Origin of the sequence: Microcystis sp. Msp_OC_L_20101000_S702 (assembly GCF_007095705.1) — a bacterium.
In the GTDB taxonomy this organism is placed as follows: domain Bacteria; phylum Cyanobacteriota; class Cyanobacteriia; order Cyanobacteriales; family Microcystaceae; genus Microcystis; species Microcystis ichthyoblabe_A.
In genome coordinates, this window is the sequence record NZ_SFBO01000203.1 from 1 (window position 1) to 12,266 (window position 12,266).

Below are 12,266 nucleotides of genomic sequence, written 5' to 3' on the forward strand. Positions count from 1 at the left end.
TGATGCAAGGGTGATGCAAGGGTTTTAAGAGATTCTAGCAGATTTAAGTGCATTTGGGAAGCTCTCAATCAAGCTAAAAGCCCTTTCCTGTAAGGTTTTTAGATTTATTCAGCAAACCCCAATTAGGATTCACCTAAAAATTCGGCTCTTCTAGGTTCTGTGTGATAAGTTTAACTTACATAGGATCGATTAATCTTTGTGTCCTTTGTGTCTTTGTGGTTCGTTCCACCCCCTCGCTAGGAGGAATGTATCTTAGAATACACTTTACCCACCAAATCCAAGAGAGCCAAAATTCTTGCGGTTAGGTTTTTCCTCGCTAATAAGTAGATAGGATTAAAATTACCCCTTGAAGATAGTTGAAAATCAATAGTGATCCCCATCATAGCAAAGACTGGACACGATCGAGAGGCCAGTAAACTTTATAGGCTTGACCAATGATATAACTTTCTGGCAAAAAACCCCAAGCATGGGAATCAAAACTATGGTTACGATTATCTCCCAAAACAAACAGAGTTTTTGGGGGTACAGTCATAAATTCTATTTCATAATTGGCTAACTCGGCGGTGTAGGGTTCTTGGATAACTTGCCGGTTGAGATAAACTTTACCCCTGCGGATTTCAATGGTATCCCCGGCAATAGCGATGACTCGTTTGATAAAAAAATCTCCAGACTTAGGATCTAGTTGCTTAATTTTTTCGGGAGTTCTAAAAACAATTATATCGCCTCTTTCCGTTTGATAATTACCAGATTGACTGACGAAAATGCGATCACCTACTGCGAGGGTAGGCAGCATGGATTCGGTCGGAATCTGGAAAAATTCTATTTTTTGATGTAACCAATTGGGAAAATAATTACAGATAATTCCCCAAGTAAAAATCACTCCCACCATCAGTGCCAAAATGGAACGATAGGTGTGACGATGGGGGTGGAATTGATGGGGGAAAGTGTGATAAACGTGATAAATAGCGATCGCTGTAACTAAAGGGGTAAGAAAGAGGATATTGGTGAAAAAATGATCCATTTTCAGGCTAATCTGGGATATAGTCAGAAAAATTATCCCTAATCTCACCTTATCAGCGTACAATTGCCCCAAACCTGGCATAATCCGGTTAGCGAAGACGGCAAACCATGGGTTTTTTTGTTTCCGGGGAATTTTCTCTAAGCTGTTATTCTGTCTGGAATCATAAACAGTCCAGTGAGCGTCAAAAATATTGCTAATGTAAACGATAACCAGAGCAACTATTCCCCCTAATCCCCAGCTTACAGGGCCATTGGGGCTAAAAATTGACCAAATTGTCACAATTATTAACATTACTTGAGCGATCGCCCAAATGGTTGCTTTTTGGTTTTTGTTAGCATACCATTGTCCCAAACCGGGGAAAAACATCGAGAGATTGACCGCTAACCAGGGATCTTTTGCTTGTGAATTAGTCGCATAAGGACGAGAAACAGCCGAAAAAAGGGAGGGTTTTCTCATAGTATATATTTATTGGCAATTCAGTAATCAGTAAACAGTAATCAGTAAACAGTGATCAGTAATCAGTGAAAACACATTAGGAATAATACTGCTCCCTTAATACATACTGCTCACTTAAAACTCAAATCTGATAACTGATAACTGATAACTGCTCTAACAACCAATAACAATTAATGCTTTTACTTCAATTTAGCACCTCTCATTACTGTCGCAAAGCTCGTTTAGCACTAGGTTATAAGGGGATTGATTACCAAGTAGAAAATCTCACCCCCGGACTACATATTCTCAAACTCAGTCCCCTAACTAAAGGGTTAACCACTGTCCCCGTTTTAATAGCAGCAGATGAGATTATTGCCGATTCTACTGCCATTTTCAGATATTTAGAAAAAGTAGTTCCTTTCCCCTCTTTTATTCCCGCTGGGGAAAAGGAGAAAAATCAAGCTTGGTTACTAGAGGATTGGTTAGATGAAAGTATTGGAGTAGCGACGAGATTTGTCTATTATGATTATCGCGCTGGAGAGGGAAAAGCGATCGATTCTTCCCTGAGTAGTCAAATAATTATTAAGATCGTGCGACAACAATATAAAATCACCCCAGCAAGGGTAAAACTAGCGGAGGAGCGCCTAGAAAATGCCCTCAAGATTCTAGAATATTGGCAAAATCAGGCCTATTTGGTGGGAGATAAATTAAGTGTAGCCGATATTGCCGCCACTGCCCTACTCAGTCCTCTGGCTCTAATTCCCAGTTATCGTCAAAAATATCCCTGGTTGTTTGCTAGAATCGGGGAAATTCATCAACAGTGTCGAGAAAAATTGCCCCCCGGTTTAAATTAAATGCAGCGAACGACCAAAATTATCATCCTCATCTCTATCGGTTTCTTATCGCCCCTAAAAGCCCTTGCTTTGCCCTCTCCTGAAGATATTCCCGAAGAAGTTTTACGAGCAGAAATTATCACCTCGGCTCGCTCGCCCCTTGATAATCAACCCCTAACTGCGGCAGAATATGCCTTACTAGAAGAACAATTAGCCACCAGCATTTATCCCCCCCAAATTAATCCCAAGATTCGACAATTAATTGCCCTGAGAAGATTACAAAAACTCCTCCAGATATTGATACCTTTCTATCGTTAAAATAAAAATAGTCAATCTCCTTTGGCGAGAGTGCATCTGCTAACCAAAAAGTTAGAGAGGATGGGAGCAAGGCGATCGCTTTTATCGCCAGCAGACAAAAATCCCGTGTTATGATTAATGAAAAAATCATAAAGTTTTGTAACAAACCTTGACTGCTATCCTCCGCCCCCAAGAAAAACCCCTGCTTAATCCTCCTTGGTACTCCCTGTCCCCTCTCTGGCAAGGAGACGAAACCGATGTTAAACAAGGTTTACCCCATAGTCAACTCGCGCCTCCTTGGCAGATTTTAATTCTCGGCGATGGTTCTCCCACCCGTCATTTACAACTTTTAACCGGTGAAAAAACGGAAGTGGATGTGATCGATATGTCCCCCATCGGCGACGATGAAGATGGCGCACCGATGAAAATTAGCCTGATTCCAGGACCGAGATTGCGTCGTCAAGTCTGGTTACGCACAGCTAGTGGTCAAAGGTTAGCCTATGCCGCTTCTTGGTGGTCCGCCAATCAAGTGGACGAATATCTAGAAAATCGTTCCCTACCGATTTGGGAAAGTCTCTCGCGGCTGCACACGGAATTGTATCGCGATGTGCAGGGACTTTATTACGGTCATTCCCCGGAATTAGAAATAGCTTTTGGGGAAAAAGGAGCATTTTGGGGTCGTCATTACCTATTTTGGCACGCTCGCCAACCCCTTACCCTGATTTACGAGGTTTTTTCTCCCTATCTCCGTAAATACCTCGGCGAAATGAGAATTGATCAGTTAGGTTAACTGCCGTAGATATTTCTATGTAGTTCAATTAGCTAATCTTTGGAGAGAATTAAATGATTTTTCTCCGTTAATTTTGCCATCCAACCCGGTTCGATCGCAATCGTGCTAATTTTTTCGATAATAATTGCAGGTCCTGCCAGACAATCAAAAGGTTCCAGATCTGAACGCTGATAAATTGGCGTTTCCCGCCATTGATTAGCCATAAAAACCGCTACTCGATCGAGGATAGGAGGTAATTCTCCCATGGGACGGGTGCGAGTTAAAATTGCTTCTTGGGGACTGTCCATAGTCTGGATCAATTCCACGGCAATCGACTCAACAATTAAAGCTTTTTGTTCTTGTTTAAACCCATAACGTCTTTGATGTTCCCGTTCAAAATCCTGACGCATTTGATCGCTAAAATTAACCGCTAAAGTGGCATCACTGCCTTGATATTTTAAACTGACTTGCTGCCGCACCCGATTATAACCCTCTAATTCCCGACCCGCTAAAACTTCTAATTCCTTCATCTCCGTGAGTAACTGCCCGATTAAATCGGCATTTAACGGCTGTTCGATCGCTTTTTCTTTAATTACCCTCAAATCGGCCAAACCCATGCCGTAGGCGCTTAAAACCCCAGCGTAGGGATGGAGAAAAATACTTTTCATTCCCAGAGTATCGGCAATTAAACAGGCCACTTGACCCCCGGCACCGCCAAAGGTACAAAGAGTATAATCACTGAGATCATAACCCTTTTGTAGAGAGATTTTTTTAATCGCATTAGCCATATTTTCTACGGCAATTTGAATAAACCCCGCAGCCAACATTTCAGGACTATTATTACCCCCCATTGTTGCCACCAATTCTTGAAACTTTGTCAGCACAATCTCTCTATCTATGTGTAAATTTCCCTCTTGTCCAAAAATAGCGGGAAAATAGGCAGCTTGAATTTTTCCTAACAAAACATTAGCATCGGTAATTGTTAATGGTCCACCCCGTCGATAACAGGCAGGTCCGGGATTAGCTCCGGCACTTTCTGGTCCGACCCGAAAACGATAACCATCATAGACTAAAATCGAACCCCCACCAGCGGCCACGGTGTGAATACTTAACATCGGCGCTCGCATTCTTACGCCGGCAATTTCGTTATCTGTTTGCCGCTCGTATTCCCCTTGAAAATGAGAAACATCGGTGCTAGTTCCTCCCATATCAAAACTGATAATTTTGCTAAATCCTGCCCTTAAACTGGTTTGTACTGCCCCAACTATTCCCCCCGCAGGACCAGATAAAATGCTATCTTTACCCTGAAATTTATCGGCTGTGACTAAACCGCCATCGGATTTCATAAATAGTAAGCTAGTTTTCGGTAATTGCTGGCTAATACTATCAACATAGCGGCGTAAAATTGGTGATAGATAGGCAGAAACTACCGTGGTATCTCCCCGGGATACCAGCTTCATTAAAGGACTGACTTGGTGGGAAATGGCTAGGTGAGTAAAGCCGATTTCTTCGGCAATGGCTGCCACTTGTTTTTCGTGGTCAGGATAACGATAACCGTGCATAAAAACAATCGCACAACTTCGGATACCCCCTTGATAAACTGGTATTAAATCGGCTTTAACTTGGGCGGGATTAACGGTGATTAATTCCTGTCCTTGACTATCGTAGCGTTCGGCCACTTCGATAACTTGTTCGTATAATAAAGAAGGAAGAATAATTTGACGGGCAAAAATATCGGGGCGATTTTGATAGCCAATTCTCAAGGCATCTTTAAACCCTTTGGTGATTAACAAAACCGTGCGCTCTCCTTTTCTTTCTAACAGCGCATTGGTGGCTACCGTTGTTCCCATTTTAATCACTTCGATGTTATCTAGGGAACCGCTAATATCTTTGATCCCTTGAATGACTGCATCTGGGTATTTTTCGGGATTTTCCGAGAGCAGTTTATAGAGAACAATCCACTGTTGATCGGCAAGGGGAACAATCAGAAATCTAGCGGCATCTCTAGCTAGTCGTTCAATAATTTCTGGTTGATCGATTATCGCCACGATATCGGTAAAAGTTCCCCCTCGATCGATAAAAAATTTTAACATAATCCCTTCCAGTTCTCAGAATCAATTAACAATTGCGCCTAATCCTTTTAAGATAAACTAGATTGATTTATCTGAGTAAGCAAAATGTCCACAGGAATCGCTATCTTAGGGGTAGGACGTTGGGGAGTGCATTACGTCCGTCATTTTTCTCAACATCCCTCAGCGCAAGTAGTGGCGATCGTTGATCCCTCCCCTGAAAAACTCCGTCTCTGTCGGGATCAATTTAATCTGGATACTAATAAAGTTATTTTAGCCAATGACTGGGAATCTATTCGCAATCACCCCGAAATCTCGGCTGTGGTCGTCGTTACTCCCGCCATCAGTCATTATCCCCTGATTAAAGATGCTCTTAATTTAGGTTATCATGTCCTCGCCGAAAAACCCTTAACCCTCAATCCCCAAGAATGTGGCGAATTAACGGAATTAGCGGCGAAAAAACAGCGTATTTTATTAGTTGATCATACCTATCTTTTTCATCCCGCCGTTATCACTGGACAAAAAGTCCTGCAATCCGGGGGTATCGGTAAACCTCTTTATGGTTATGCCACTCGCACCCACCTGGGGCCAGTTCGTCAGGATGTGTCCGCTTTGTGGGATCTGGCTATTCACGATATCTCGATTTTTAATCATTGGTTAAATAGTACGCCAGTATTAGTGCAGGCAAGGGGAACCTTCTGGCTACAACCTAATCTAGCCGATTTAGTCTGGTTAACCCTGATCTATGGCGATGGTTTTCAAGCGACTATTCACCTTTGTTGGTTGAATCCCGATAAACAGCGACGTTTAGGGATAGTTGGCAGCGAAGGGACTTTAATTTTTAATGAATTAGACTCTCGATCGCCTTTAACCCGAAAAAAGGGCGATTTTGAACGTCAGGAAGCCTATTTTATTCCCCGGGGACAGGAGACGGAATCTATCCCTATTGCCGATGGTGAACCCCTGAAAGCATTGTGCGAACATTTTTTAGAGTCGGTGGCTACGGGTGTCGATTCTCCTGTATCTTCGGGATCGGTAGGGACGGAATTAGTCAAAATCCTCCAGGCAGCAGAATTATCTCTAGCCAGAGTTGGAGAGATTGTGCGCTTAAAATAGGGAAACATGGGATTGATAAGTAGGGTCTGCTGAAAAAGTTTTTCGTGGGGACAGGGTGTGGGGTGTGGGGTGTGAAGTATAACCTGATTTGCTATTGACGAGGAGTTTGTACGGCGTTAGATTTATTAGAGGTTTTCTTAATTTGTACCCAGTAAGAGGGTATCGGAAATTCTCTTAATCCCCCCTACAGCACAGGTTATGCCTTTTTGTCAACGGGGAAGTCCAGAACCCGATCGGTGCGTAGCGCGCTCGATCGCTAACGGCTCAAATCAGCGACGGCATTAGAAAGCAAGCTCGGCAGCGACGAATTGCGACCGTCCGCTGCCACGCAGTGTTAGCTGGCGGTTCAAGGAAATAACTCAAAGTAATCGCAGTGACTTGGACGAATAATCGAAAAATCTCGGCGATCAAGTGTGTAAACGCGAGTAATAGTAAGCCTTTCAGCTATGGCAATGATCGCTGCATCTGTAAAGTCAAGCTGATTGTCAGCATATTGTTCCAATATCTCATGCACTCGTACCAAGTCTTCTGGGATTACAGGTTCAACTTGAACCGCATCAGGTGTCATACTGGATACAAAACGGCGCATTGCTTGGTGGCCTAATCTTGATGCAATCAGATAGCAGACCTCAGGCAGGACAACGACAGGTAGAACCAATGGCTCATTCACGCTTTGAGCAATAGCCAACACCCGTTGATGATTGCGATCGCCCTGATCGGTCAAGGCAAACAAAAAACTGGTGTCAAGTATCGCCGTCATACTGAATTGCTTGGCTTAAGATTCCAGCCGGACACCGGATCAATCTCATTGCCTAGAATCTCTTCATCACGTTCTGAAATATCCTGTTGACCAGAGTTGCCTAAACCTGCAACTGCAAGCAGAAAACTAGAAGAATGAGTGGTCAGTTCTCTTTGATGGGCTGCTTTATAGCGAAGATAGTCAAGAAAATTAGACAGTTCCACTAAAGCCTCATCAGGGAGAGCCTTGACTGCTTCAATTAGCGGTTGCCGTTCTATAATGCTTCTATCCATTACTAAATCTTAGATTAGGACTTCTCCTATTTTACTCCTCAACTCAACGAACAGGCTCACTTACTAACTATCACAGCAGGTAACACCTGAATACAGTCCGCACAAATTGGAATGAAGTCAAAGATCACAGTTGGGTTTCTGCCGTCAACCTAACCCACCAGAGCGGCGTACTGCTACGCAGTGCCTTCGGCATCGCACTTAAATCCACAGTTTCAATAAATGTGCATGGTGCGTTCCCCAAAATCTATTGGTGGAGCAGTAGGAACCACCTTAGGGAACGCACCCTACAAAATTGCGTTCGGCATCGCACTGACGGGAGCAAGCAATTAATTTCTAATTTTAAGCACTTGCATAGGAGTCAAACGTCTTTGCTCTGTCTTGTCAAAATCTTGATCAAAACTCACAATAGTAGCTTTTTCAAGCTCGGCAGCAACATATTGGTAAGCATCATCAAAATCCAAGCGAAAGAGACCTATTATTTCTACGACTCTCTTCATTTGGTTAGCAGGAATACTGACCAGTACAACACCAGCATCAATCAAAACGTCATCCACTCTTTGATTCAGCCGATTACAGATCACCCCGATAGAATGTAAAGTAAAATCAGTCATACACATATCAGAGGGTGAGAGCGTATCAAGTAGCTCCGCAACAACCTCCGCCTGTCCTTGTCCTAATAAGCGTTCTAGCCAAATATTCGTATCCAGAAGAAACACTAGCCATTTCTCCATTCAACTGCAAGATGCTGTAACTCAATTGATGTGTAATCAGTTTTAAGCATCCCCGCCCAGTCTTGACGGAGTTTACGTTTTATGGGTTGGTTAGATTTACTTAAAAGTGACTCTACAAACGTTTGTACTTCAACCTTTAACTGGGGCGATAATTGTCTCACCAGTTCTTCTAGTGATTTTGCTGATGTACTCATGTATTTTACCAAGTCAACTTTTTGTAGTAGTTGATAACTAATCTACCACCAGTCTAGCATAGGATTTGATGAGAAATAGCACTAATCTTGAAAACCCCTATAACCCAGTATAGTGCCCTAAAGCAAGCCCCCCAACCTCATCTAGGGGTGCTACCCAGTGCCTTCGGTATCGCACTAGTTTTGGAGCATAACGATCGATTTCACCGACATTTTGGATCGTAGCGGAACAATGTCGGTTCTTCGTTACTTGGTATGGTTCGATAGAGGGCATAAATCGACTAAATCCTTATCTGGCAAGAGATTTAATTGATTAGTTCGCTCTAGATCAAAAACAATTGACAAAAATCGCTAAATGCCTTTTTCTATAACGGTTCCATCCCTTATAACCCTCGTCCATTGCATAACACAAACCGAAGAGCTAAAATGTCAGGTACAACGATTTGTTATACATTATCTTTCTTTGTCAGTTAAATCAATATATTCAGTTTGTATTCGTTTATTCTTTATTAGTATTCTAAAATACGGACATTTCCCATTTACTGATAAATCTTTATCATCATTCCCTTTCCTGAATTTAATTATTTCAAATTGGTCGGGATTAAATTTATGTAAAAATGTTATTGGCACCCCCATATATCCCTTATAGTCTATTGGTATGTCTTGTGTTTTATTAATATTAATTCCATCATAATTGTCATATTTTGGATATTGAAATTCGTTGCCAAAATATCTTTTTGTAAGTTTTATATCTTCGTGCCGCTTAAAATTATCTAAATTAGTAAGCCATAAACAATTGTTCGGTGAGATTATTCTATTACCAGAGTTATCTATTCGAGTTTCTGTTCCATATAGTTCATAGTGTTCAGGTACAATAAAACCTGAAATACCTCTACCAAGATTTATTCCTAACCACGCCTTGTTTTCTTTAATAAGTTTGAAAATTTCTTTATAGGTTATTGCATTAATATTTCCAATTATCAAAAACTTTTTATCGTATTTAACCAATTGAGCTACATACTCTCTGAATAATGAAAATGGGGGATTGGTAACAACAATATCGGACTGCTTTAGTAGTTCAATGCTTTCCGAACTACGAAAATCACCATCTCCATTAAAGTAAACTAGGTCTGTTGAACTTGGTTTGTTTTTTTCGCCTTCTGTACCTGTATATTCAAAGAAAAACCCTTTTTCATCTTCTTCTGTATTAAATAAATTTTTTACTTGCTCTCTATAACAAGATGTTATTATTTTTTTAAGACCTAATTCATTAAAATTTGAGGTAAAATAATTAAAAAAGTTACTAATTCGGGGGTCGTCGCAATTGCAATAAACTACTTGATTTTCAAAATGACTTTTATAATGCTGTAATTCGCTTTCTATATCTGAAAGCTGTGTATAAAACTCATCACTTTTTGATTTTTTAGCTTTTTGTAATAATTCGTTTGTTGCATTTCTTGCCATTTTCAACCTATTTTGATTTAATAAATCTTTGTTTTAGTTATTTACTTTTGGTTATCTGATTAAATATCTCACTGCCTAATACTTTAAGAGAGGTTTTAGAAATTTCAAGCATAATATCAAACATTTTTTTGAGATCCCATTTTTCGCCATTTCCTTGTGTGTATATAGAAGTTGCTTGAAGCATAATTGTTTTATCTTTATGCTTGACAAACTTATTTTTACACAAATTGGTATTAATGAGCATTCCATAATTTGCAGAAGTTAACCTATCTAATCTATTTAGCGTTCCTGAATTTTATTCAATCGTTACAACCCTTCCATCGGGTTTTTTAATTGAAATAGTTTCTGTTAAAAAATTTGAGCCTTCCAAAAATAATACATAGGGAAAATGAGATTCGGATAACATCAAATTAGCGATTTCAGATATGTTTTTATGGGATCTTTCTATCGCATTACCAGCAGCCATCAAATCTTGATCATTTTTTGCTCCTACAAGTTTTCCTGCTTTGATGTTTTCAATGTCTTTCCCCTGATGTTTAGCTTCCGAAACTAAAACGATTCTCCAATTACCGTTATCATCTTTTACTTCTATTATTCCACCATCGGGTATAATACTTGAGTTTGGTACAAAAAGTGTTTGTCCTAATTCTGGGTCAATTTTCTTTAATGCTTCGTTTATTTCTTCTTTTTTTATGCTCGTTTTGTATTGAAAAGATAATTGAGGAAACTCTTTTTTAAGCTGTTCAATTACAAAAAGTGAAATTTTTCCAACAGTTATGTCGTGTGATTTTGCTTCATCTCCAAATATACCAACCACACCTTTAGACTCTTTATGTTGATTCGTTAATCTTTTTGATTGATTCTTCTTAGTCATATTGTGCCTTTTCTTTACTTAAATCTGCCACTTTCTGCTACAGGCAATGTATCTATAACGAAAGATTATACACCAACTTTATGTATAACACTCTTTAGAGTAACGATATGGGTCAACTTTCGGCATATCACCCCATTTAGGCGCAATCACCCGAACTTTTCCGTATATCACGCCCAAAAGCGTGTTAGCCAGATTAGCCCACATCGCACTTTAACCCACAGCTTGAATCAATGTGCATGGTGCGTTCCCCAAAATCGAGCGCTGGAGTAGTAGGACTTGCATTAGGGAACGCACCCTACAAGATTGTGATCGCACTAACGTTTCGGGTCAGCGGTTGCCAGGGTCTCTACATCCCGCCCAAGCAACTTCGGTCAATCCGCTGCACCGGAATTGTTAGGCACTAATTTTAGACACGATATTATGACTCATTACCATATGATTCATGCTCAGTCTCAAGTATTGCTATTCGTAGTCGAATATTCTTTGAGAACTTATTGAAATACTGAATTATTTTTAGAAATCCCAAGTTGCCGGTAGAACTTGTTTCTACAAAGTTTACAAACTTCTGAGGTACTGCAACAAGATCCTCTTCGGAAGAAGTTCCAACTGTTATACTCTGCCACTCCACCAACTTCAAAACATTGCGAAGAACTCCTTCTATACCGCCAATTTGGGCTCTTAAATCATCAATAAGTTTCTCATACTCCTGATTATCTTCGTCATCGCTATCGTGTTTTTGCCTCACAGACTTTATTGCATCCTGCTCAAATTCTAGTGTCTTAACAATCTTTTCACCCGCCATCTGAGATTCATTAAGTGCAAACAATACCTCTTCAAAGAGGCTTCGCCGGATTTTCCATTGCCCATCATATTTGTCAAAAATAAAAGCTATGCTCAGTCTTCGAAGTTGTAGCCTAATATTTTGATATAAAGTCAAAACTATTGTATAAATTTCTTGCAGACGCTTAATCCTTCGTTCTAATAGCGCTTTTGCTGCCTTCTTACGTGCGATTTCTTCCTCTTTTGATCGCTGAATTCGTGTATATGCAAGTGCAAACCCTCCTACCGCAACAGTGCCCAATAAAAAAGGGAAAAGCTTGTCATAAGTATCTTTTCTCAGCACAAACGGGGTAGTTTTGGGATTGTCATTATTAACATATATAAAAGATAGGAGCATCGCTGAACAAAGAGCTACAACCGAAAAGATCAAGATACCTAAATCAAGCAACTTTGTATGCCGTATATGCGTCGTTTGGCTTAGTGAATTTCGTTTCATTCTTTATTAGTATTAAGGGTGAATTTGTTTAACAAAGAAGGCCAATTCAAGTCTGAATTGCATCACTGTCTGATCTACCTTTATAGAATACCTCATTCGGGGTACGATAGTCAAGACATTTTCGAGGACGATTGTTAATCAAGTTTACGGCTCTTTCC

General features: G+C 40.4%; 12 protein-coding genes and 2 pseudogenes. 4 read left to right on the forward strand and 10 right to left on the reverse strand.

Annotated elements, in window-relative coordinates:
- Positions 1 to 379: 379 nt before the first annotated feature.
- A complete protein-coding gene (lepB, locus tag EWV60_RS20800; RefSeq protein ID WP_287234427.1) occupies positions 380 to 1,477 on the reverse strand; it encodes a signal peptidase I in 1,098 nt (365 codons plus the stop codon).
- A gap of 173 nt (positions 1,478 to 1,650) precedes the next feature.
- Between lepB and EWV60_RS20805 the strand changes: the two genes are divergently transcribed.
- The 3 genes from EWV60_RS20805 (at position 1,651) to EWV60_RS20815 (ending at position 3,376) form a co-directional block, all read left to right on the forward strand.
- Entirely contained in the window at positions 1,651 to 2,310 is a 660-nt protein-coding gene (locus EWV60_RS20805; RefSeq protein ID WP_287234429.1) for a glutathione S-transferase family protein, read from the forward strand.
- Entirely contained in the window at positions 2,311 to 2,607 is a 297-nt protein-coding gene (locus tag EWV60_RS20810; RefSeq protein WP_002733251.1) for a hypothetical protein, read from the forward strand.
- Positions 2,608 to 2,755: 148 nt separating this feature from the next.
- A complete protein-coding gene (locus EWV60_RS20815; protein WP_002794731.1) occupies positions 2,756 to 3,376 on the forward strand; it encodes a chorismate lyase in 621 nt (206 codons plus the stop codon).
- A 32-nt stretch (positions 3,377 to 3,408) separates the two neighbouring features.
- Here the strand turns inward: EWV60_RS20815 and EWV60_RS20820 are convergent, their stop codons facing one another.
- The gene (locus tag EWV60_RS20820; protein ID WP_287234433.1) at positions 3,409 to 5,448 is read right to left on the reverse strand and encodes a hydantoinase/oxoprolinase family protein; all 2,040 of its coding nucleotides are present in this window, start codon (positions 5,446 to 5,448) and stop codon (positions 3,409 to 3,411) included.
- Between the two features lie 84 nt (positions 5,449 to 5,532).
- Here EWV60_RS20820 and EWV60_RS20825 point away from each other — a divergent pair, with 84 nt between their 5' ends.
- Positions 5,533 to 6,540, forward strand: a complete 1,008-nt coding sequence (locus tag EWV60_RS20825) for a Gfo/Idh/MocA family protein (protein WP_287234436.1) — start codon at positions 5,533 to 5,535, stop codon at positions 6,538 to 6,540.
- A 346-nt stretch (positions 6,541 to 6,886) separates the two neighbouring features.
- On the opposite strand, the gene EWV60_RS20830 is transcribed toward EWV60_RS20825, so the two are convergent.
- From EWV60_RS20830 to EWV60_RS20865, 8 genes and pseudogenes are all read right to left on the reverse strand, one after another.
- On the reverse strand, positions 6,887 to 7,300 hold the full coding sequence (locus tag EWV60_RS20830; protein ID WP_002758126.1) for a type II toxin-antitoxin system VapC family toxin: 414 nt from the start codon (positions 7,298 to 7,300) through the stop codon (positions 6,887 to 6,889).
- A complete protein-coding gene (locus EWV60_RS20835; RefSeq protein WP_002794726.1) occupies positions 7,297 to 7,572 on the reverse strand; it encodes a hypothetical protein in 276 nt (91 codons plus the stop codon). The genes EWV60_RS20830 and EWV60_RS20835 overlap by 4 nt, the downstream gene beginning before the upstream one ends.
- A gap of 326 nt (positions 7,573 to 7,898) precedes the next feature.
- A complete protein-coding gene (locus tag EWV60_RS20840; RefSeq protein WP_287234439.1) occupies positions 7,899 to 8,288 on the reverse strand; it encodes a PIN domain-containing protein in 390 nt (129 codons plus the stop codon).
- A complete protein-coding gene (locus EWV60_RS20845; protein ID WP_002760653.1) occupies positions 8,288 to 8,497 on the reverse strand; it encodes a DUF2281 domain-containing protein in 210 nt (69 codons plus the stop codon). Before EWV60_RS20845 ends, EWV60_RS20840 begins: the two co-directional genes overlap by 1 nt.
- Before the next feature lie 450 nt (positions 8,498 to 8,947).
- A complete protein-coding gene (locus EWV60_RS20850) occupies positions 8,948 to 9,958 on the reverse strand; it encodes an adenine-specific methyltransferase EcoRI family protein (protein ID WP_002794629.1) in 1,011 nt (336 codons plus the stop codon).
- Positions 9,959 to 9,995: 37 nt separating this feature from the next.
- Positions 9,996 to 10,832, reverse strand: a pseudogene (locus tag EWV60_RS20855) (EcoRI family type II restriction endonuclease).
- 418 nt (positions 10,833 to 11,250) lie between these two features.
- Complete coding sequence (locus EWV60_RS20860; RefSeq protein ID WP_287234442.1) at positions 11,251 to 12,009, reverse strand: hypothetical protein; 759 nt, start codon at positions 12,007 to 12,009, stop codon at positions 11,251 to 11,253.
- A gap of 145 nt (positions 12,010 to 12,154) precedes the next feature.
- Positions 12,155 to 12,266: pseudogene (locus tag EWV60_RS20865) on the reverse strand (IS30 family transposase); the annotation flags it as partial.